The organism is Deminuibacter soli (genome assembly GCF_003412455.1).
Lineage (GTDB): Bacteria > Bacteroidota > Bacteroidia > Chitinophagales > Chitinophagaceae > Deminuibacter > Deminuibacter soli.
On record NZ_QTJU01000003.1, the window covers coordinates 502,941 to 524,117 of the forward strand.

19 protein-coding genes are annotated in these 21,177 nt (G+C 48.4%); 13 read left to right on the plus strand and 6 right to left on the minus strand.

What is annotated here, in order from left to right; genetic code table 11:
* Positions 1 to 186 precede the first annotated feature (186 nt).
* The 3 genes from DXN05_RS12355 to DXN05_RS12365 form a co-directional block, all read right to left on the minus strand.
* Positions 187 to 2,265, minus strand: coding sequence for a CehA/McbA family metallohydrolase domain-containing protein (locus DXN05_RS12355; RefSeq protein WP_116847545.1), 2,079 nt, complete (start codon positions 2,263 to 2,265; stop codon positions 187 to 189).
* Positions 2,266 to 2,441: 176 nt separating this feature from the next.
* Complete coding sequence (locus DXN05_RS12360) at positions 2,442 to 3,524, minus strand: cellulase family glycosylhydrolase (RefSeq protein ID WP_158559230.1); 1,083 nt, start codon at positions 3,522 to 3,524, stop codon at positions 2,442 to 2,444.
* A gap of 81 nt (positions 3,525 to 3,605) precedes the next feature.
* The gene (locus DXN05_RS12365; RefSeq protein ID WP_116847602.1) at positions 3,606 to 4,421 is read right to left on the minus strand and encodes a phytanoyl-CoA dioxygenase family protein; all 816 of its coding nucleotides are present in this window, start codon (positions 4,419 to 4,421) and stop codon (positions 3,606 to 3,608) included.
* Between the two features lie 129 nt (positions 4,422 to 4,550).
* Here DXN05_RS12365 and DXN05_RS12370 point away from each other — a divergent pair, with 129 nt between their 5' ends.
* The 6 genes from DXN05_RS12370 to DXN05_RS12390 all read left to right on the plus strand — a co-directional run bounded on the left by DXN05_RS12370 (position 4,551) and on the right by DXN05_RS12390 (position 7,950).
* Positions 4,551 to 5,405 (plus strand): AraC family transcriptional regulator, encoded by an 855-nt coding sequence (locus DXN05_RS12370; protein WP_116847547.1) that lies wholly within the window; start codon positions 4,551 to 4,553, stop codon positions 5,403 to 5,405.
* A 36-nt stretch (positions 5,406 to 5,441) separates the two neighbouring features.
* Positions 5,442 to 5,816 (plus strand): hypothetical protein, encoded by a 375-nt coding sequence (locus tag DXN05_RS12375; RefSeq protein WP_116847548.1) that lies wholly within the window; start codon positions 5,442 to 5,444, stop codon positions 5,814 to 5,816.
* An 88-nt stretch (positions 5,817 to 5,904) separates the two neighbouring features.
* On the plus strand, positions 5,905 to 6,069 hold the full coding sequence (locus tag DXN05_RS24680) for a hypothetical protein (protein ID WP_158559231.1): 165 nt from the start codon (positions 5,905 to 5,907) through the stop codon (positions 6,067 to 6,069).
* A gap of 36 nt (positions 6,070 to 6,105) precedes the next feature.
* Complete coding sequence (locus DXN05_RS12380; protein WP_116847549.1) at positions 6,106 to 6,693, plus strand: Crp/Fnr family transcriptional regulator; 588 nt, start codon at positions 6,106 to 6,108, stop codon at positions 6,691 to 6,693.
* A 63-nt stretch (positions 6,694 to 6,756) separates the two neighbouring features.
* Complete coding sequence (locus tag DXN05_RS12385; protein WP_116847550.1) at positions 6,757 to 7,290, plus strand: GNAT family N-acetyltransferase; 534 nt, start codon at positions 6,757 to 6,759, stop codon at positions 7,288 to 7,290.
* A gap of 93 nt (positions 7,291 to 7,383) precedes the next feature.
* Positions 7,384 to 7,950: a dihydrofolate reductase family protein gene (locus DXN05_RS12390; protein ID WP_116847551.1), complete on the plus strand. Its 567-nt coding sequence runs from the start codon at positions 7,384 to 7,386 to the stop codon at positions 7,948 to 7,950.
* 203 nt (positions 7,951 to 8,153) lie between these two features.
* On the opposite strand, the gene DXN05_RS12395 is transcribed toward DXN05_RS12390, so the two are convergent.
* On the minus strand, positions 8,154 to 10,457 hold the full coding sequence (locus DXN05_RS12395; protein ID WP_116847552.1) for a GH92 family glycosyl hydrolase: 2,304 nt from the start codon (positions 10,455 to 10,457) through the stop codon (positions 8,154 to 8,156).
* Between the two features lie 263 nt (positions 10,458 to 10,720).
* Here DXN05_RS12395 and DXN05_RS12400 point away from each other — a divergent pair, with 263 nt between their 5' ends.
* Positions 10,721 to 11,494 (plus strand): hypothetical protein, encoded by a 774-nt coding sequence (locus tag DXN05_RS12400; protein WP_147313907.1) that lies wholly within the window; start codon positions 10,721 to 10,723, stop codon positions 11,492 to 11,494.
* A 93-nt stretch (positions 11,495 to 11,587) separates the two neighbouring features.
* Here the strand turns inward: DXN05_RS12400 and DXN05_RS12405 are convergent, their stop codons facing one another.
* Positions 11,588 to 12,091, minus strand: a complete 504-nt coding sequence (locus tag DXN05_RS12405; protein ID WP_116847554.1) for a DUF2306 domain-containing protein — start codon at positions 12,089 to 12,091, stop codon at positions 11,588 to 11,590.
* Between the two features lie 211 nt (positions 12,092 to 12,302).
* Between DXN05_RS12405 and DXN05_RS12410 the strand changes: the two genes are divergently transcribed.
* On the plus strand, positions 12,303 to 13,493 hold the full coding sequence (locus DXN05_RS12410; protein WP_116847555.1) for a DUF1624 domain-containing protein: 1,191 nt from the start codon (positions 12,303 to 12,305) through the stop codon (positions 13,491 to 13,493).
* 249 nt (positions 13,494 to 13,742) lie between these two features.
* Positions 13,743 to 15,983 carry a Nal1-like putative serine protease gene (locus DXN05_RS12415; RefSeq protein WP_116847556.1) on the plus strand — a complete coding sequence of 747 codons (2,241 nt, stop codon included), beginning with the start codon at positions 13,743 to 13,745 and terminating at the stop codon, positions 15,981 to 15,983.
* A 57-nt stretch (positions 15,984 to 16,040) separates the two neighbouring features.
* Here DXN05_RS12415 and DXN05_RS12420 read toward each other — a convergent pair whose 3' ends face one another.
* Entirely contained in the window at positions 16,041 to 16,616 is a 576-nt protein-coding gene (locus tag DXN05_RS12420; RefSeq protein ID WP_116847557.1) for a cysteine hydrolase family protein, read from the minus strand.
* A 345-nt stretch (positions 16,617 to 16,961) separates the two neighbouring features.
* Between DXN05_RS12420 and DXN05_RS12425 the strand changes: the two genes are divergently transcribed.
* From DXN05_RS12425 to DXN05_RS12440, 4 genes are all read left to right on the plus strand, one after another.
* Entirely contained in the window at positions 16,962 to 17,441 is a 480-nt protein-coding gene (locus DXN05_RS12425; protein ID WP_116847558.1) for a hypothetical protein, read from the plus strand.
* A 105-nt stretch (positions 17,442 to 17,546) separates the two neighbouring features.
* On the plus strand, positions 17,547 to 18,593 hold the full coding sequence (locus tag DXN05_RS12430) for a sensor histidine kinase (protein ID WP_116847559.1): 1,047 nt from the start codon (positions 17,547 to 17,549) through the stop codon (positions 18,591 to 18,593).
* A complete protein-coding gene (locus DXN05_RS12435) occupies positions 18,590 to 19,309 on the plus strand; it encodes a LytR/AlgR family response regulator transcription factor (protein ID WP_116847560.1) in 720 nt (239 codons plus the stop codon). The genes DXN05_RS12430 and DXN05_RS12435 overlap by 4 nt, the downstream gene beginning before the upstream one ends.
* Before the next feature lie 89 nt (positions 19,310 to 19,398).
* On the plus strand, positions 19,399 to 21,012 hold the full coding sequence (locus DXN05_RS12440; protein WP_211330033.1) for a sigma-54 interaction domain-containing protein: 1,614 nt from the start codon (positions 19,399 to 19,401) through the stop codon (positions 21,010 to 21,012).
* The last annotated feature ends 165 nt before the right edge of the window (positions 21,013 to 21,177 follow it).

The following is a 21,177-nucleotide window of genomic DNA, read 5'->3' on the forward strand; positions in this document are numbered from 1 at the left end:
GATCGTTCAGTAAAAAACCGCATGTATAGTGTCCAGGCAAGCCATAATGCTCCTTCGCTCTCCCAAAAAGCCCTTCGGACGGATCACGCACGAATAATACCCGCTCAGATAGTCACGACTGTCGACTGTCGATTCTCGTTTTTCGCTCACGATTCACCATGCCCCAACACGCCCGCAGTACTTTCCTTACCTCAAGTACACGGTTTGCGTAAACGCCCCGTTTACTGCAACATCCCACACTTCCAGCCTTGCCCATTTGCGGCCTGCAAGCGACACCGGCCATTGAAAGGTTTGATCACCAAAAGCATGCGTCTGGTTAAGCGTAATGCGTTCGCGGTATACCTGTTTGCCATCACCGGAAATGATTTCAGCAAACTGCAGCGGGAATGTCCAGCGGATGTGTGCAGTAACCGTTGTTTTGCCATTGGCAGGCAATGCAAGCGTATCGCCTGCGCCGGTGTGGTTGATGGAGAAGGCGGGCAACACAATCTCGCCTGTGGTGGAAAAGAAATGGCCTTTCTGCAAAACATCCAGCACCGGCTGCCAGCCACCTGTAAAACGCGGCAGTGATTTCAGTTGCAGGTAGTTTACGTTGAGATGGGCATACATTTCATTTTCGGGTTCAATGGTGAACAGGTCTGCCTCTGCCAGTATCTTTTTATGCAGGCCCCAGTTGTTCATATCGTCCATTAAATCGAATACACGTTTACCCAGGCGGGGTTGTGATAAATCTGCGGGCAGTGATTTCCATGCACCACCGAGGAAATGATCACCTGTAAAAAACGGTTCATTTTTATAGGCATCCGGGAACCCGGTAGAACCCTTGGTGCGCGGGTGGGCTGTCCACGCAAGGCCGTTTTCTGTTTGCAGCAACTGTTCCATATCTGCTGCATTGCCGGTATGATACACTTTACCATATACCGCATCGTTGCTTACCAAGGGCACACCAGGCTTACGTGACATGACCCAGTACACCGGCCTGGGAAAAAATGCCAGCCAGTGGCCGCCGAGAAACTGGTTGGGTTCCTCTCCCGGCAGCAGTAAAAAGCCGGGTGATGACAAGCGCTGGCATTGTTCAAACAGGTGATGCAATTCCTGCAGGCGTAGCGAATCCGGGCCTGTGGGATGGCCAGTGCCATGAAACTCTGCCAGGTGCACAATATCGATACCGGTGCGTTTGAATACTTTCACAAAACCGGGCACAGCAGGCACGGGTTTACCGGCCATTACTACACGGGTAACAAACTCGTTGTGAAAATGACTGCTCATGGTTTTATAACCGGGTAATGATGGGTAGCGGTCTTCATGTGTAAAAGCCTTTACCGCACTCAGCAACTGTGTTGCCGTTCCGGTTGAGGCAAGGCAGAAAAAGTTAAGCCGCTGCGCGGTATGCGGCGGTGCATTAAACCATGGCACAAAACGATGATCTCCTTCCAACTCTTGCCGTATGCCGATACCATAACCATTCAGCAGGTTGCGGTATTGCGTTCCATACCAGGTAAAACGCAGGTTAAATGCTTCATCCAGCGGGTAGAAATATTGATGTGGCGCAGGAAATACAGCCAGGCTGCCTTCCGTGGTTTCACCGATAATGGTTCTGTATTTTACAGCAAGATTGGTGCTGGTATCGCTTGCATGAACATCCGCTTTTTGCAGGGAATCGCCGGTATTGCTCCAGGCGATATGTTGCCAGGCAGGCGTAGTGCCCACCAATCCAGCATCGTAGAGGATAGCGGTTGAATCGGTAGCCGTGCTGATTACAGCAGCGACGTTGAACAATGGACTGCCATGATACAGGGTAATTTCCAGCGTGCCGCTAAACCCCGGTGCAGTAACCGCACCTATGCGGATAATGGTATGTGCACCTTCACTCACTGCTGCGGCTGTTGTTTTGTGCAGTTCAGTGCGGTACGAAGCATGTGGCTTCAGCGGTACCTTGTCGAAGAAAATGTTCCAGCCGTTTTGTGAAACCAGGTCACGCTTGCCAACGGTTAACACGAACATAGGGTCGATATTGCTGCCTGTCTCCTTCCAGCCATTGCCATTGTTGAGTGCAATGCTTTGAAACAAGGGAGCCTCATTGCCCATATTCAACAGCAGCCTTGCCTTGCTGTTGCCGCCTGCAGGCCATTGCACCGAAAGCAGGTTGGCTTTCACCTGCACATCAGCGCCATTCGTTTTATTGAATTGCGTAAGATCAACGGGTACTTGTGCACGTGTAACAATGACATTTAACAGGAGGATAGCAAGCAGTAGCTGTTTCATTCGACTGGATTGATAAGTATGGTAAATATAATGATCACCGGTGAATAGTCAATAGTGAATGATCGGAGCGGATTTTTACCGCGGAGGGCACAAAGGGATACCCCAAAAGGGCACAAAGAAAGCGAGCGGCCCCGCCGGACTTTGTGCCCTTCTCATGAAAAGGCGTACAGGCCACACTACTGCTTAACCGTTGACTGCTGTATGTATTTTTTCAGGGAATCTATTTCGTTAGTATTGTAAGGTATAAAATCGCCATGGTATAAATCATGCTGCCATACAGCCTGCGCAGGATCGCCGGGGCGATGCCCCCAGGGCAGGTCGGTTTGTGTTTTACCGTTTACCAGTCCCCAAAGCATACAACCAATCTTCTCTTTGTAAAACACAGGCAGGTTATTGCCTACCGTGCTGGCCCATGGGCGGTTCATCCATTCTGTACAAATAACCGGGCGGTTGTGCTGTTTCAACTCATTTATCTGTTTTTGCAGTATCTCTTTATTACCATAGTTGTGGAAGGTGATGATATCTGAGGCTGCATAAATAATGGCATTGAGGCGCGGGTTATTGTCAAACACATCGATGGACAAAGGCTGATCAGGATTCACGGTACGTGCCCATGCAATTACCTTTTTCAGCAAGGGGAAGGTTGCAGACCCCAAACCACCGTTGGTAGGCTCGTTGTACAAATCCCAGAATAGTATACGCTGGTCGTTTTTAAAGCGGCCGATAACAGCCTTTACATATTTTTCGAGTTTGGGATAAGTAGTGGAATCAGTTACCATGCTGTGCCCGGGGCTGGGTGACCATGCCCATGCGTACCAGCCTTTCAGCGGTTCAGGTTGTTTGCCAATTTTAGGATCATGGTTAATGCCAAAAGCGCAATCATCAAAAAGTGATGGTACAAATTTGATATGGTGCTTGTCGCATATGGCGGCAAAACGATCCAGTGTTTTTAAGAAGTACGCAGGATCGTTTTCATACACTGCATACTGCAGCACAGCACGCAGTACATTCATACCCGATGTTTCGGCCAGCGCCAGCTCTTTGTCAATCGCAGCGGGATCGAAGCTGGTTTTGTCCCACATAGCGGTATAGTTAATTGCGTATGCAGGTATGTAGTTGAACCCGCAATACCAGGGGTGCTGGTTATACCACTGCCAGGCTTTATCATTGCTCCAGCGTAATGTGCTGTCCTGCGCATGCAGGTTTACTGAACGCAATACCAGGAAGAATACCAAAAGAAATGCAATCGATTTTTTCATTGATAACAGCATAAAATGTAAAAGGGAATGAACAGATTCTGATTGTTGTTGAGGTGTTTGCAGCAATTGCAGCACAGTTATTTATAACACCAGGGGATTGAGGCTTGACGCGGCCTTTTCACCCGGCTGCAACCCGCCAAGCCATTGGCTGCGGTCGTTTTCCTGGTGTTTGTTGATGGGTGGCGTAACACTTGCGCCATCTGCAAAATAAATGATGGTCATAACCTCGCGGGTTACAGCAGACAGGTTGCCGGGCGCACAGTGCAAAGTCCAGCCATAGTGCCAGGTAGCATCTCCTGCCTGCATAGATGTGGCGCGGGTAATGGGATAGTTTTTATTACGGATATAGGCGTCCAGCTCAGCTTCTGATTCATCGGAGATGGCAATGTTTTTTACAGAACCTCCCCTGTGCGATCCTGACGCGAAGGTAAGCATGCCCATCTCTTCTGTAATTGGCACCAGCGGCATCCAGAGTGTTACCGTGTTATTGGTATCAAGCGGCCAGTAATACTGATCCTGGTGCCAGGGTGTAAACCCGCCGCCGGGCTCTTTGTACAGGGCCTGGTCATGGTAAATACGAACATTGTCAACACCCAGCAGATCGGCTGCCACGTGTGCAAACCGTTTCGCCAGCGTAAACTGTTTTACAGCTTCATCACAGGCCCAGAGGTTCATGATTTGCAGAAAGGCTTTACCATAGGTATCGCGTTCTTCCAGTTTGCGTGTCTCTGTATTGTACTTGTATGCTGCATCGTTAATCACTTCGCGGTAAGCGGCCACTTCCCCGGGTTGCAGCAAACCGCGTGTAAGCGTGTGACCATCCTGGCGGAAAGCACGAACCTGGGCGGGGTCGAGGTTAAGTTTGTTGTTTAAAGCGGGTAAACTGCTTGCTATCATATGGCTTGGTTTGATACAGCAAACTAACAGCAAAGAAAGCCGCAAAAAAATGGCGAATTTGGTCAATTTATGGATAATATTGTCCTGCAAGGCAAAATACGCGTTCCCAATGGCCAAAATCAGCAATAAATGAAACCTGCATTTGAATCGGTACATACCTCGGGCAATACCTCGTTTGTGGTGCGCAAATTCAAAGAGAAAGCGTTTTCTGCGCCCTTTCACTACCACCCTGAGTTTGAGCTTACCTGGATTGTGCAGGGCAATGGCAAGCGTTATGTGGGTACGCATATGCAGAACTATACTGCAGGCGACCTGGTGATGCTTGGCGCTAACGTACCGCATTGCTGGAAAACAACCGGTTCGCCGGAAACGGATTCTGTTTCGATTGTAGTACATTTCCGTAAAGACTTTCTTGGAGCAGCTTTCTTTCATGCCCCTGAAATGAACCAGGTGCTGCAGCTACTGCAACGCAGCAATGAAGGATTGCATTTTACAGGAAACACCGCGTACCTGGAACAGCAGTTAAAAACACTGCTGACGGAAAAGAACGCTGCGAAGAAACTGCTCTTGTTACTTGGTTTGCTGCAGTTACTTTCTGCGCATGACAGCTACGAAGTATTGCAGCAGCAAACATTGTACGCTGATTTATCCGTAACAGACAAGGAGCGCATTAACCGGGTGCTGGCCTATATTGTAGCCCATTTCCAGGAAGCAGTTGCTTTACCCGATGCAGCGGCCCTGGTTAACATGAGCACACATGCTTTTTGCAAATACTTCAAGCGGATAACCCGCAAAACGTTTGTGGAGGCAGTGAATGACTACCGGGTAGATTTTGCCGTGAAGCAACTGGTGGAAACAGACAAATCCATTGCAGAGATTGGATTTGAAAGCGGGTTTAATGATATTTCCAATTTCCATAAAACCTTCAAAAGCAGGCTCAGCCGCAGCCCGCTCAATTACCGCAATACATTTAAGATGGATTAGGATAGCAATGCCTGGTTACTGCCAGGGAATTTCCATTTGTATGTTGTTGTTTTTAGCACCTCAGCTGCCATTCAACAGCATATTGACCAGGTGGTACAAACAGCAGGCACGGCCGGTATATCGTTTAATGCAGTGGGTACGCCGGTGGTGCAGAACGTACCGCTTACCACGCTTTCGCTCAACGATTTTGTGAACCCGATTACTGCAATGATGCAAACGCGTTTCCTGACAGCTGTTGCAGCAGGCAAAGTGATGATGCAGCAAAAATCTGGCGTTATACTCTCGCTTACCGCGACACCAGGTGGTATTGGTTATCCCTACACCTGCGGGTTTGCCCTGCCTGCTGTGCCATTGAAAGCTTCTCACGCAACCTGGCTTCAGAACTGGGTGTGTATGGCATACGTGTGGTAAACATACGCAGCGGCGGGTCACCGGATTCCAGGATATTTAAGGAGGCCATTGAAAGCAACCCGCAGTTAATGGCCACTGTGCTATTAAAATGAAGGCAGACACCATGCTGAAACAAATGCCCCGGATGGTTGATATCGCCAATACGGCCACCTTTCTTGCCTCTGAACTTGCAGGCAAAATAACCGGTGTAACCATTGATGTTACCAGCGCTACCACAGCTGCGCTGAATTACCGGGTGCCGCCTGCAGACTGATAAACGACTTCAATTTTTCCTATCTTCACCGCCTGCATGAACAGTGATTTATTGATAGCCAATATTACCAAACAGGTACCACTCAGCACCGCAGAGCAGCATTTGTTTACTTCCCTGCTGGAGCCACGAACAGTATATAAAAAGGAGTACCTGCTACGCCAGGGCGATATTTGCAGGCATGATTATTTTGTAAACACCGGTTGTTTGAAGATCTGCTATACAGACGAAAAGGGTATTGAATGTGTAACCAAATTTGCCATTGAAAACTGGTGGGTAATTGATATAGAAAGTTACCTGTATGCCAGTCCCTGTTTTTATTATTACCAGGCAGTAGAAGATACCACGCTGTTGCAGATCAGCAAAACAAACCTGGAACACCTGCTGCAAACGATACCGGCCCTGCAGCAGTTTATGACTACAAGGTGGCAAAACAGTTTCATCGCATTACAGCACCGGTTTGTGCAAAGTCTTTCCCTGAGTGCTGAAGAAAAATACCGGCTATTCCGGGAAAAGTATCCCGGCCTGGAATTGCGTATTCCGCAAAAGCTGGTTGCAGCCTACCTGGGCATTACACCGGAATTTTTAAGCAGGTTACGCAAAAAAGCAGCAACTGATTTTTCTTGACCTGGTTTAAGATTTTTCAGTCGCGTTTATTGTTGTTTTGCAGTCACACAGCTATACAAATACATGAACCACTTAACTATAACCACCGCTACTACAGCAGATATACCGCAGCTTGTAACCCTGGTCAACAGTGCCTATCGCGGCGAACACTCCAAAAAAGGCTGGACAACCGAAGCCTATCTTATTGAAGGCACGCAGCGGGTTGACGAAGCTTCCATGCTGCAAATGATGACCACTCCCGGTGCCATCATAAAAAAATGCACTACCGCTGATAATGCAATAGTTGGTTGCGTATACCTCGAAGCACGCGGCAAAGAGCTTTACTTAGGCATGCTCACGGTATCACCCGAAATACAGGCAACAGGCATCGGCAGGGAAATAGTAAAAGCTGCGGAAGCTTATGCCGCAGCCCAGAAATTTGAAGCCATTGTAATGGTGGTCGTTTCCCTTCGCCGGGAGTTGATTGACTGGTATATCCGCCGCGGCTTTCAATTAACCAGTGAGCGCAGACCCTTCCCTACCGACACCCGGTTCGGGACCCCCACACAACCACTGGAGTTTGTGGTGCTGAAGAAAACTGCGCAAATAACCCCCTAATTTGTCCGATTCACACCCATACCTGTTGCTTGTTACAGGATAATTTAGCATTTAAACACCCAGCTAAATCATTCAATAAATAAAACAACAATAATGGGAAAGATCATTGTACTGATCAACACAACGCCAGATGGGTTTTGTGACAGCGACCTGGTAATTGCCGACGGCGAATTTCATGGATATGTGCACGACTTGCTTGCCAACACCCAAACCGTAGCTTTCGGGCGTAACACATTTGAATTGTTTCAGCAGGTATGGCCCGGTGTACTTGCAAACAGTGCCAGCAGTGCATCACAACTGCAAATGGCCCAGGCCCTGCACGATATTGACAAAGTGGTATTCTCTACTTCACTGCATAACACACAATGGCATAATTCAACCATTGCAAAAGAGCTGAACACTGCGGCCATGCAGGATTTTAAACAAAACAGCGATAAAAACATACTCACCATCGGCAGCCCCGGACTGGTGGCTGAACTTACCAAAGCGCAGCTTGCAGATGAATACCATTTTGCCCTGCAGCCAACCATTGCAGGCGGCAAAGCGAAGGTGCGCCTGTTTGATAAAACCAGCCTCGAATCACGACAGGCTTTGCAATTTAAAGCAACAAAGGCTTTAAAATCGGGCGTGGTAATTAATCATTATATCACTAAAAATTAAGCAATACGCAACAGCTGCATTACACATTCTCCTGTAGGGCACACTTCTCCATTTATTGGGTTTCATGTACAGCTGATCGTGCTATTGAACCACCTTCCCTCCAATCCAACATTAAACTTCAAACGTTAAACCTTAAACCATCATACTTCACTACTCACCGCCGAAGAAGTCCCTTGGACAGTGATCCCGGCTTATAGCGTATACTACTGCCCCCAGCTTTTGTTTGGCTGCGTTCCCATTTCCAGCTCCAGCACACCGCCTGCTGCAATGGTTGCATGATCTATAGAACAGGCATTGTAAGGCTTGCCGTTTAAACGCGCGCTTTGAATGTATACATGATCTGCTGCATTGTTGTGTGCCACTATGGTAAATGTTTTGCCGGAGGCGTACTGCTTATCCAGCTGCAATACCACTTTCGAAAACACCGGGCTGGTTATTTCATAACGGGTATCACCCGGACAAACAGGATGAATACCACAGGCTGCCAGCACATACCAGGCTGACATCTGGCCAACATCTTCATTACCTACCAGTCCTTCCACACTGTTTTTGTAAGCGCGTGCGCAAATGGCTCTTGTCCATTGCTGGGTAAGCCAGGGAGCGCCAAGGCGGTTAAATAAAAACGGCACGTGATGAACAGGTTCATTCGCATGGTTGTAATAGTCATTCCACATCATGTTCTCCGGCACCTTGTTGAAGAAGTTGCCGAGATCGGCCAGTACTTTTTCCCTGCCACCCATAAGCTGTACCATGCCCGGCACATCGTGCGGTACAAACCAGCCCTGCTGGTAAGGGTTACTTTCAATAGTGCCATACCAGGCTTTCAGGCGACCTTCTGCGGGCCAGGGCTGCCAGCTGCCATCTTCGTTGCGTGGTCTGAACCAACCCTTACTGCTGTCGAAAATATTGCGGTAGCTCTGTGCGCGTTGCGCATATTTTGCAGCAGCAGCGTTGTTGCCCAGCCCTGCCGCCAGTTTTGAAACCGCCCATTCGTCAAAAGCATATTCCAGGGTTTGTGAAATGCTGAGCCCGCCTGCAGTGTAACCTTTATCGCCATTGCCGAACTTTTCACAGCTGTTGATGGCATACGCCAACGCTTTTTGCGTATTAAAACCACGGATACCTTTGGCATAAGCATCTGCAATAACGGGTACAGCAGGGTTGCCAATCATACAGCCGGTATAGGCATTAAAAAATTCCCAGCGTTCGAGATAGTGGTTACCGGTTTGATCTCCCAGCTCAACCAGTGAGTTCACCAGGTCATTCACCACTGCGGGGTTGATCAGTGTTTGCAAAGGCATCTGGCTGCGAAACACATCCCAGCCGCTGAATACCGTACGTTTTACAAAACCGGCTTCTGTATGCACCTGGTGGTCGCCACCTGGGTATGCCTTGTCTACGTCAGCCATTTGCCTCGGATCGATCATGGAATGATACAGGGCTGTATAAAAAATCGTCTTCTCCGTATTGGTTGCACCTTCCACTTTTATTTTACCGAGCGCCTTATTCCACAGTTCACGGGCTTGTGCATGCACGGCGTCAAAGTTCCAGCCGGTGATTTCTGCCGCCAGGTTTTTCCTGGCGCCATCCATGCTCACCATCGATATGCCTGCCTTCATCAGTACCTGCTCACCTGCGGTGGTGGCAAACTCTGTAAAAAAGCCGAGGTGTTTGCCTGTTTGTTCGGGTATATCTTTTGTAATGACAGCTGCGGCTACGCGTTGCTGGTAAGCATCACTGAGTACATCGTCGCGTTTGCGGGGCCAGTTGTCGGGGATGTCGGCACTCCACACACCGGTATGCAGCAAGGGCTTGCTGAAACTGGCATAGAAGTAAACGGTATAATCTGCCTTGCCATCGCCATTGCCCCAGCCACCGCCATCGGGTGTACATTTCATCCAGCCTTCAATGGTATGGTCATCTACCCTTTTTACATACTGCATGACGGAAGTACCGCCTACACGGCGTGCAAGATCGATTTGTATGCGCGACTGATTGTTTGCGGGGAAAGTAAAACGCAGCATGCCGCTATGCGGCGCAGCTGTTGCTTCTGCTTTTACCTGGTAATCGGTTAAAGTAGCGGTATAATAACCTGCGGAGGCTTTTTCTGTTTGTTTATCGTAACGTGAGCGGTAACCAGAACCAGGCACAGCAGCCTTGCCCGCAATGGTTTTTAATGTACCGGTGGTGGGCATCACCAGCAGGTTGCCGAGATCGCCGTACCAACCCACCCCACTCATTTGTGTAAAGGCAAAACCTTCAATGGTAGTGTGCTCATCACTGTAACCCGAGCCGTTGTCGCCACCTGTAATGGTATTCGGGCTCACCTGCACCAGTCCGAAAGGAGTGGCAGCACCCGGGAAAGTCTTGCCTAAACCATGATAACTGCCCGCCTTGCCTTCGCTTGTGCTGGCGCCGATAAATGGGTTCACATAATCTGCCGGTTGCTGGGCCATTGCCAGCCAGGTATAACACAAACTGCCGATAACCAGGATTCCTTTTTTCATGTACAATCTTTAATATACCGTTGTTGCTAAAACGTTATTGAAGGCTCTAAGATACATTTGATTGTTCAATTGTTCAATGGAAGAAGGACCCAACTTTAAACGTTAAACCACCAAACAATCCAACCATTAACCCATTGAACCATTCCATTGAAACCGGTTGCCCCCATATATGGAAAGCATTGAAAGATTACACCTGTTCGTTGATTTTGCTTTTGCAGACAGGCAGCATAGCGAAGCTTTGCGGCAAAATACAAGCATATTTTATGAAGAAACTGATACCGGCTGTACTGCTGCTTACCGCCTATTTCACTGCAAACACCCAAACCCAAACGCTACAGGAAACACCGGATGCCTACCTCGTGCATCATTTTAATATTGGTGAACGCTTTGGCACTGTATTCTCCCGCACCATTACCATTACAGGCGATGGTTTTACCACCAATGTAGCCAGGATAAGCGGCACAGGCGATTATACCGTAACCGGCAACAATGCACAGCAGACCGACTTTGCTGTGGTGTTCCTGATTGATGGCCGGCCGGAGGACAAATGCAGCATTGTGCTGAAAGATTCGGGCAAAACACTTGTTTATAACGGCAAGCCGTTTACCAATACCGATGCAAGCGGTCTCTCTTATAACCCCTTACTCTGGGGTATGCCGCAGGCAAAATTGACTAAAGGCATGGTATGGGAAATTGATATTAAACAACCCTGGGAACTGGGCGGACCGGGTCGCCAGCGCGTAGAAGTACTGGAAACCGATGCGGCAGGCCGCCAGGTAACACTGAAGCGCGAAGGAGATGGGGATGGCGCTTTCTTCGGCGACCGCCGTGAGGCGGATATTGTAAAAGACGGCAAAACCATTCGCATGCAAATAACAAGCGGCAAAAGTCATTGGACAGGCTATACCATCTTTAAAAACGGCATTGTAATAAGTGATGAACTGATGGTTACCCGCCCCCTGACACTGCAAACGGATAGTCTCCGGTTGCCTGCCACCCAACGCCAGTATATTTTATTGAATCAACGCCCGCAATAGCGGCCGGCCCGGCTTCCCGGCATTCCTATGCACCTATTCAACAAAAAAGGCCTGTATCGCTACAGGCCTTCCAGGTTCACAGGAAATAGTTTGTTACGCAGCCACCCCGCCGCCTGCCCCTGATTTCGAGCGCAGTTTAATTACCTGCAACGTGGTACCGATAAGGAACAGCAAAAAGCAGATACCCACCAGCTTCTGTACCAGCGGATCGTCCGGACCAGCAGCCAGCGGCGCACTTACCGGCAGGCGTGTAGTTGTTTCCGTAACGGCTGGAATAAAATGAAAAAAGAAGGTCATGGAATAACCGATAGCAGCCACATACTTAGAGGCGCGTCCCAGGTTTTGCCTGTCGCCTGCATAGGCAATAGCTATGACCACCAGTGTAATAATGCCCAGTATATGGGGTTTGCCGAATCCGCCGTGCTGGTAAATGCCAAACCCCGTTAAACAGGTAAGAATGGTAGTAACAATGTATGTTTTGCCTACCCCGTTTTTCCAGGTAATATTGCCGGTACGTGCCAGCGACACAATACCCGAGCCTACAGCTACCAGGCTGATAGCTGTATGAATAATACCCAATGTTGTTAATGCAGCCATAGTTTTGCGTTTAAAAAGTGGTGAAATAGTGGTACTGCTAAAGTACTCATTCAACCCGCGCGCATGAAAGCGAAGAGTTGTACATTTTCGAAGAAACGGTGTATAAATAGGCCCGGTATCCCGCTTATCACAAAAGCAAGTTCCGGGTTCCGGAAAAGCGGCAGCAAAGCTTAATTTGCAGCTTTAATTTTACCAGAAACAATCAATTGCTATGCAAGCAACAACCAGTTTATCTGCGCCGGCGAAATACAGGATCGCCTCCATTGACCTGCTCAAAGGGCTGGTGATGGTGATTATGGCGCTGGATCATGTACGCGACTACTTTCATGCTTCTGCCTACAGTTTTGACCCGGCAGATCCCAACCAAACCACATTATTCCTGTTTTTCACCCGGTGGATCACCCATTTCTGCGCGCCTGCCTTCAGTTTTCTCGCAGGTGTTTCGGCCTGTATTGCAGGCAGGAAAAAAACAAAAGCCCAACTCGCCTCTTTTTTAATAACACGCGGTCTCTGGCTCATTGTAATGGAGCTCACCATTATCGGTTTCGGCTGGTATTTTGATGTTACCTTCGGCAACCTGGGGCTGCTGGTTATCTGGTCGCTCGGTATCAGCATGATTGTATTAAGCGCCCTGATATACCTGCCCCGCACAGCCATACTCCTGTTCAGCTGCCTGCTGATTTTCGGGCATAACCTGCTCGACAATGTACATGCTGAAGGAAGCATACTGTGGGCCATCCTGCACGAACAGCAGCCTTTCCAGCTCACTGCACATACGCAGTTGCTGGTGGGCTACCCCATTATACCCTGGATTGCGGTAATGGCGCTCGGTTATTATACCGGCAGCTTTTACGAAGCATCCGTTGCACCGGAAAAACGCAAAAAGCTGTTCAACTATACCGGCAGCGCAGCACTGGTATTGTTTATCATTTTGCGGTGGACAAATGTGTACGGCGATGCACGTCCTTTTGAACACTTCGGCAGTATTTCAAAAGATATTGTTTCTTTCCTCAACCCTTCCAAATACCCGCCCTCCCTGCACTACCTGCTGATGACACTGGGTGTTACCTTCCTGTTTCTCGCCAACAGCGAAAAGCTGCGCGGCAAGGTGGTGGATTTTTTCAGCACATTCGGCAGGGTGCCTTTTTTTTATTACATACTGCACATTTACCTGATTCATATACTGGCTTCCCTGTTTGCAAAAATGCAGGGCTTCGGCTGGAATAAAATGGTGTTTAAAACCTGGATAACCATGGACCCCAATGTTAAAGGCTATGGCTTTGATTTGTGGGTGGTATACCTGATCTGGATTGTGATTATTGCAGCCCTGTACCCGCTCTGCCGCCGCTTTGACCAGTACAAACAGGCGCACAAGGAGAAAAAATGGCTGAGCTATCTGTAAGGAGATGGTTTTATGGCTGGATGGATAAACAAAAGAGCGCATCGCGCTCTTTTTGTTTTTAACTGCATACCGGCTAAAATTTCATGTTTCATGTTTAAAGTTTTCCTGTTGCGGCAGATCGCACACGATGCCGGCTGTTTTATGCACTATTGACTATTCATGATTCACGCACAACTCACAGTGTTTTCACGGTACCATTTCTGTTGGGGGAACCGTAATTTGTTACCCAATCCTTTTAAAAGATGCTTTATGAAAACGAACTCCAACAAAGACGGACAACATTTCTCCAGCCTGTCCATCAAAGACCTCATCGATGCGCGCGCATTGTTCCATGTACACCTGATGAATAAACGCAATGTAATTGCCACGGCAGTGGGCCTTTACAGGATCAGGAAATCAGATATCGATAACGGCGTTTACAAGCCAGATCCTTCTTTTCCCAGGAAAGAACGGCGACTGGACAACAGTGTTGTACTCGAGAATTTTTCCTGGCCCTGCGTAATGGTGTTTGTAAAAGAATGGGAGCCGGAAACAGCCCTTATTCACAACGGGGAAAACAACATCATTCCCCGAACCATTTACATGCCCGATGGCAGGGTGGTGCCCATTTGCATTATCAAAGCGCCACGATCGCAGGTAACACAAAACACCATCGATGCTTCTTTACTCCGGTTTCCCAGGAACCTTATCAGCGGCGGGTTCCCGCTGATTGTACACCAGCAGGGTGAAAAGCGCATTGCATCCGTTGGTTGTGTGGTAAGCGATGGCAACACCTATTATGCGCTCAGCAACAAACACGTGGTAGGCAAACCGGGCACACCTGTTTACTCCGTTTTTCGCGGCATTGAAAAAAGAATTGGTGTAAGCAGCGGCATTACCCTTGGCAAAAGCAGGTTTTCGGCCCTGTACCCGGGATGGATCAGCGAATCGATGCTTATTAACAACGATGTGGGTTTAATTGAAATTGACGACATCAATTCCTGGAAAACAGCAATCTATTCCATCGGTACACTCGGCGAGCTGGAAGATTTGAATACCAATAATTTTTCGCTTAGTCTCATCAACAGGAAGGTAAAAGCCTACGGTGCAGTTTCGGGCGGGATAAAGGGCGAAATTGTCGGGCTGTTTTACCGCTATCAATCTATCGGGGGCATTGAATATGTATCCGATTTTTTGTTAGGCGGCGAAAACGGGCAACCGCTGAATGTTCACCACGGCGACAGCGGCTCGGTGTTTGTAACCGAGGAAACAGACGCGGATACAAATACGGTATCCTGCAGGCCCCTGGCATTGTTATGGGGCATGCATGAATTTATTGAAGGTAAAGAGCGGGCTGCAAAACCCTATGTAATGGCCACTTCATTAAGCAATGCCTGCCGCGAACTGGACATCAATATTGTTCGTGACTGGAACCTTGACCAGGACTATACCTGGGCGAAAGACGGGCATTTCAAAATCGGCAACCGCTCCTGCGAACTGGTAACAGATACCAGGCTGCATAAACTGCTGGCTGCACACAAATACAATGTTGGTTATTCAGACCATGACCTGATTGACCAGACGAATATCGCCAAAGCGCAATCCACCAGCTTTATTCCGCTGGCCGATGTACCGGATTTGTACTGGCGATACAAACGTTTTAAAACGGAGGGGAATAATCATTTCGCCGATATGGATGAAAGTGATCCGCAGGTAATGGATGGCAAAGACCTGCTTACACTGTGCAAGAGCAAGTCATTTGTTGACATTGCGAAATGGGTTGCGTTTTATAAAGAGATGGATATCGCAAGCCCGAAAACAAAGGTTGATTCAACAACAGGAGCGGAAGTTCTTGCCCCGCGCATGGGCTCCCTGCCCTTTCGTGTATGGCAGCTGTACACCCAAATGGTACGCTCGCTGAAAAACGGCAATGTTGCGGAATACCTGGTAGCCGGCGGTACCATGACGCATTATGTGGGTGATGCATGTCAGCCGCTGCATGTGTCTTACCTGCATGCCGGTATCCCGGGCCAGGAAAGCAATGTGCATGGTGAATATGAAGACAAGATGATTGCATCGAACCGCGAAACATTGTTTACTGCAGTCAATGCACTGGATAACAAGGTAAAAGCAACCCAGTTGGTTACCGGCGGGCATGAGGCAGCAGCATTTGTTATTTCCCTGATGCGGAAGACATTTACCACGCTGCCCCCCATGGATATTATTGAAGCGTTTGGTAATGTATCGGGCAGAGGCAAGTATGCCGCAGTATGGAAGGTGCTGGGTAAGAAAACCATTAAAGTAATTGCTTCGGGTGCCAATGCAATGGCTGTTTTATGGCAGAGCGCATGGGTAGAGGGAAACGGGAAGGCAATTCCTGCATCAAAATATGCAGCTATTACTACGGACGAACTGCAGGCGATTTACGAAGATTACCGGTTTGTGCAATCGTTTAATATTACTGATGCCGGGTTTCAACACGCATTGGAAAACGACACGAGGACATTATAGCCGGGGAGAAATTTTAACCATTCCGGGAAGCTGCCGGAGTGGTTAATTTCTTCCCGCTCAGCCACGTAGCCCAGTCAATACATCAGCCGTATTCAACACGGTAGCAAATTCGCCGTGCAGGCTGGCCAGTGCAGTGGAATGGATGGTCGCTGCGCTGAAATGTTCACCTGCGGGCGCAGTTTTATCAAATGTTGCAGTGGCATCTGCCACAACATAGGTATCGAACCCGAAATTACCGGCCATTCGCGCGGTGGTTGATACACAATGATCCGTGGTAAGACCGGTTAATACCAATTGCGTAATGCCGGCATTGTCCAGCTGCTCTTTTAAATCAGTTCCAATAAATGCGCTGTTCACCTGCTTTTTAATAACAGGTTCACCAGGCAAGGGCAGCACTTCTGTTTTAAAAGCATTGCCTGCATTGGTTGTTGCCAGCAATGATGCCGGGTTAGTGGAACAATGCTGCACATGAAACACGGGCCATCCTTTTTGCCGCCACAATTGCAGCAATGCACCTGCGTTGTTTTCGGCCCCGGGGTTGTTGCGTTCTTTGCCCCAGTAGTCCACCTGGTCAAAGCCGGTTTGAAAATCAATTAAGATAAGTGCAGGTGGTGGAGATGAAAGCAGTGCCATGATGATTGGTTTGTAGTACTGCAAAGCTACACAACCGCGCGAAACGGGCATTGTAAAATAATGCCCATCTGTACAGCCTGTCACAAAGCATACCTGCCCGGTTTACCTCCGCAATGTGCGGCAGCCAAACATACGGCCAGCAGTTTTGCCTGCATGGGCCTAAATACGCGCTGTCCGCAAAACCCAACTTTAAACTTCAAACATTAAACCTGAAACCATCATACAACACTAAAGGCAATACATCAAGCGCACACTGCAATTGGTCAAACAAATATGGCTGCAGCGCCGGGATTTGCTTGCTTTGGTTAAAGCAATGCATTTATTGTTTAACCTAAATAAGCATGTATGAAATACTCTTATTCCCTGCGGCCATGGGCCGTTTCCTTGCTGGGCCTGTTGCTGGCATTCACCGTATTATGCAGCAGGGCTTTTGCCGGAACAGACAGTTACCGCATTTACCTCAACAGCAAATTGCTCACGCAGCAATATGCAGGACAGCCCTTCAGCATCAGCAACCTGCAGCTGGGCGATGCGGGCAATGATGCCATGCTGGTGGTGTTTTACAACCATTGCGGCGAAATAGGAAAAGCCAGGAAAATTTCATTGAAAGATGAGCAGGGCAATGTATTAAAGGAATGGACTTTTGCCGATGCTGCCGGTAAAGATGCAGGCATGTCCATCCCGGTAAAAGAACTGCTGGCCCTGCAAAAGAAAACCCCTCACCTGTCGTTGTTTTATGCTGCAAGCCAATTGCCTTCCGGCCGTATGCTGATGGGTGTAACGCCTGCAAAAACAACCGCCTGGCAGCCTGCAAAGGCAGGATAACGGCGCAGAGAGCAGTTTCCGCACAAAGCCGTCAGCCGGCCGGTGATACCGCTTACCGGTAGCATGGGCAGCTGACGGCTTATTTTCATTAATTTTAACAGAACAATGCAATACATCGCTGCCATACAACGCTACAGGCTGCATCACCTGCTGGCATGGATCATCCTGCTGGGCTTATGGTATTTTTTCCGTTACGAAGATTATTCAACACCACAGCTGGCATTCAGGATCACGCTGCTGAAAGTGGCAGACCTGGCATTGATGGTGTACATGACCAACTACCTGCTTATTCCGTATTTGCTGTACAAAAAACAGTATGTGTTATTCGGCGTGGTGTTCCTGCTGTTGGTATGCAGTTGCAGCTACCTTAAAATGTGGCTTGAAGCAAGGCTGATGCACAATGCCGATGCTTTTGGGTTGCTCACGCATGTTAAAAGCCGGTTGTACGATAATGTAATACCACATCTTTTACTTGTAAGCACCGGCGCAGCTTTCAAGCTGGTACTGGATTACGCGCATGCGCAGCAACGCATCGGGCAAATGGTGAGGGAGCATGCAGCGGCAGAACTCAACTTCCTAAAATCCCAGATTAACCCGCACTTTGTATTCAACTCGCTGAATGCCGTTTACTTTTTAATAGACAGGCAAAATGCAGCTGCACGCGATGCACTGCACAAATTCTCCGGCATGCTGCGTTACCAGCTGTATGAATGCAACGGGCAGCAGATTCCTGTAGAAAAAGAAATCGCGTACCTGAAAGATTATATTGACATGCAACGCCTGCGGCACGATGCACATTGCCATATCAGCTTTACCTGCGCACCTGCGGTAAATGGCTTTACCATTGCACCGCTGCTGCTGATTCCCTTTGTAGAGAATGCTTTTAAACACCTCTCGCACAACAATGAGCTGAACGAGGTGGTGATTGATGTACAACAGGCAAACGGCAACCTGCAGTTTTCAGTAGCCAATACCACCGAAGCCGCACCTGGCAATGCACAAACTGCAGGCGGCATTGGCCTGAAAAATGTGCGCAGAAGGCTGGAATTATTGTATCCCGGCAAACATGCCTTACACATACAACATGCCGCAAACCGTTTTACCATATTGCTTTCACTGCATATGGAACAAGTTAAACACAACCTGCCATGATCATCCATTGTGTTATTATTGACGATGAACCACTGGCGCGCAAGGGCCTGCGTGAATACATTGCAGACATTGATTTTCTTCACCTGTCAGCCGAGTACGACAGCCCCTTAAAATTACAGCAGCAGCCAGAGGCGGAACAGCCGCAACTGCTGTTTTTGGATATACAGATGCCCAAAATAACCGGCACAGATTTTCTCAGAACACTGCAGCAACCACCGCCTGTAATTATCACCACAGCCTACCCGCAATATGCACTGGAAGGTTTTGAACTGAACGTACTTGACTACCTGGTAAAACCCATTTCATTCAGCCGTTTTGTAAAAGCGGCGATGAAGGCAAAAGAATATTACACCAACCGCCTGGCAACAACCCCTGCAGCTGAAGAACAGGGCGATCATTTGTTTATTAAGGCAGATAACCGGATCGTAAAAATACGCTACGCAGATATCCTGTTTATAGAAGCCCTGCAGAACTATGTGTGCATTTATACCGGCGATCAAAAGCATATCACCTATCTCACCTTTAAAAGTATGGAAGAAAACCTGCCGGCAGATCGTTTTCTTAAAGTGCACAAATCTTTCCTGGTAAACCTTGGCAGGATTGATCATATTGAAAACAACGAACTGCACCTGGGCCGGCACACCATTCCTATCAGCCGCACCAACCGGGAAGAAATACTGCAGAAAATACTCGGCGGCAAGTACCTGAAACGCTGATTGCGTGTGCACAAAATTGACGAAATACCGTTAATACAGGGGCGGCAGTATACATATTTTGCCGTACTTTGAGCTTATTCCCCGTGTGTATGCCAGCAAAAAAAACAAACCAGCTTCCCAAAGCCTTGCCCATAAAGGAACAAGCCATTTTACTGCAACTCAGTTGCCGGGTTGCTGCAGTACGCAGCAGGGAACAGTTTGCAGCAATGCTGCAGGATAGCACACACCTGCTGTTGAACGAAAAATACCACCTGCTCTGCCTGATGCACGATACAGCAATACCTGCGTTGTTTGTGTGCGGCAACGATGCCAACCTGTTGCACCACCCCGATATGATTGAGCTGATGCAGGGCCGCCAGGCAGCTGATGCCATATGGCAGATGGTTGTTAAAAAGAAGGAACCCGCCACCTGCAGCATTGCAGCGCTAAGAAAAAAATTCCCGGAAGTTGCCTGGCTCAGTGCATTACAGGAAACAGGCGCACGGGAAATAATGACCATCCCGTTTTCGAATAGTGACAGCATTACCGGTTTCTTTTGCTTTTATGCCATGCGTACCGGCCTGTTTTCTGATGACAAATGCAGCCTGATGCAATGGCTTACTGCTGTTATGGGCAATGCCATGGTGAATGTGCTGACGCATGAACGGATGGAGCAGCAGTTAAAAAAGATCAGCCGCTATAAACAACAAATTGAAAACGAACACTCGTACCTGCTGGAGGAAAACAGCCGTGCCACGGCCTTTTCAGAAGTTATCGGCACCGGTGAAGCCATGAAGCAGGTATTCCGCATGGTATCGCAGGTAGCAGGTTCGGGCAGCACGGTTTTGCTGCAGGGCGAATCAGGTACCGGTAAAGAACTGATTGCAAGGGCCATTCACCGCTCGTCAGACCGCCAGCACAAACTGATGATTAAACTGAACTGTGCGGCACTGCCGCCTTCGCTGATTGAAAGCGAATTATTCGGTCATGAGAAAGGCAGCTTTACCGGCGCTCTGGAAAAGCGCACCGGCAAGTTTGAGCTTGCCAATAACAGTACCTTGTTTCTTGATGAAATAGGTGAACTGCCACTGGAGTTACAGGCTAAATTACTGCGCGTATTACAGGAAAAGGAATTTGAACGCGTGGGCGGCACACAAACCATTAAAGTAAATGTCCGCATCATTGCTGCCACTAACCGCAACCTGCAAAAAGAGGTGGAGGCAGGCCGTTTCAGACCGGATTTGTTTTATCGTTTAAATGTGTTCCCCATTGTATTGCCTCCTTTGCGTGATCGTAAAGAAGACATCCCGGAACTGGTGCAGCACTTTATGGAACGTTTTGCCAAAAACGCAGGCAAACCTATCAGGAAGATATCCGCACAGGCATTGCAGCACCTGCGTACCTATTCCTTCCCGGGAAATGTGCGCGAACTGGAACACCTGATAGAACGCAGTGTGCTGCTAAGCAGCGGAACCGTACTCAGCAACATTGACCTGCCCGCTTCTGCCATACGGCCTGCCGCTGCTGAAGACAAAGACAACTTCACCATCAAAACGCTGGATGAAATGCAGCGCAGCTATATTCTGAAAGTGGTAAAAAAATGCAATGGCAGAATATCAGGCATACACGGCGCAGCCACCAGGCTGGGACTGCCACACAGCACCCTGATGTCGAAGATGAAAAAACTGAAGATTACCAAAGAGCATTTTGTAGAAGGTAAGTGAATAGTGAATAGGCAATCACTGTTGTCCGGTAAAGTTTTAAAATAAGGCACAAAAAAAGGGGCCGAAGCCCCAGTTATCAGATAATTTTAAGTTACCACACCAAAAATTAGCCTGATGCGCAAACATACCTTTTTTACCGGACAGCCGATCTTTACCCAGGTACTT

Bases quoted from the DNA above. Each gene is read 5' to 3' on its own strand.
- DXN05_RS12390 (WP_116847551.1), top strand. From the start codon at position 7,384: ATGGGAAAGATCATTGTACTGATCAACACAACGCCAGATGGGTTTTGT.
- DXN05_RS12380 (WP_116847549.1), top strand. From the start codon at position 6,106: ATGAACAGTGATTTATTGATAGCCAATATTACCAAACAGGTACCACTC.
- DXN05_RS12410 (WP_116847555.1), top strand. From the start codon at position 12,303: ATGCAAGCAACAACCAGTTTATCTGCGCCGGCGAAATACAGGATCGCC.
- DXN05_RS12440 (WP_211330033.1), top strand. From the start codon at position 19,399: ATGCCAGCAAAAAAAACAAACCAGCTTCCCAAAGCCTTGCCCATAAAG.
- DXN05_RS12385 (WP_116847550.1), top strand. From the start codon at position 6,757: ATGAACCACTTAACTATAACCACCGCTACTACAGCAGATATACCGCAG.
- DXN05_RS12425 (WP_116847558.1), top strand. From the start codon at position 16,962: ATGAAATACTCTTATTCCCTGCGGCCATGGGCCGTTTCCTTGCTGGGC.
- DXN05_RS12420 (WP_116847557.1), bottom strand. From the start codon at position 16,616: ATGGCACTGCTTTCATCTCCACCACCTGCACTTATCTTAATTGATTTT.
- DXN05_RS24680 (WP_158559231.1), top strand. From the start codon at position 5,905: ATGAAGGCAGACACCATGCTGAAACAAATGCCCCGGATGGTTGATATC.
- DXN05_RS12415 (WP_116847556.1), top strand. From the start codon at position 13,743: ATGAAAACGAACTCCAACAAAGACGGACAACATTTCTCCAGCCTGTCC.
- DXN05_RS12365 (WP_116847602.1), bottom strand. From the start codon at position 4,421: ATGATAGCAAGCAGTTTACCCGCTTTAAACAACAAACTTAACCTCGAC.
- DXN05_RS12370 (WP_116847547.1), top strand. From the start codon at position 4,551: ATGAAACCTGCATTTGAATCGGTACATACCTCGGGCAATACCTCGTTT.
- DXN05_RS12360 (WP_158559230.1), bottom strand. From the start codon at position 3,524: ATGAAAAAATCGATTGCATTTCTTTTGGTATTCTTCCTGGTATTGCGT.
- DXN05_RS12395 (WP_116847552.1), bottom strand. From the start codon at position 10,457: ATGAAAAAAGGAATCCTGGTTATCGGCAGTTTGTGTTATACCTGGCTG.
- DXN05_RS12355 (WP_116847545.1), bottom strand. From the start codon at position 2,265: ATGAAACAGCTACTGCTTGCTATCCTCCTGTTAAATGTCATTGTTACA.
- DXN05_RS12400 (WP_147313907.1), top strand. From the start codon at position 10,721: ATGAAGAAACTGATACCGGCTGTACTGCTGCTTACCGCCTATTTCACT.
- DXN05_RS12435 (WP_116847560.1), top strand. From the start codon at position 18,590: ATGATCATCCATTGTGTTATTATTGACGATGAACCACTGGCGCGCAAG.
- DXN05_RS12430 (WP_116847559.1), top strand. From the start codon at position 17,547: ATGCAATACATCGCTGCCATACAACGCTACAGGCTGCATCACCTGCTG.
- DXN05_RS12405 (WP_116847554.1), bottom strand. From the start codon at position 12,091: ATGGCTGCATTAACAACATTGGGTATTATTCATACAGCTATCAGCCTG.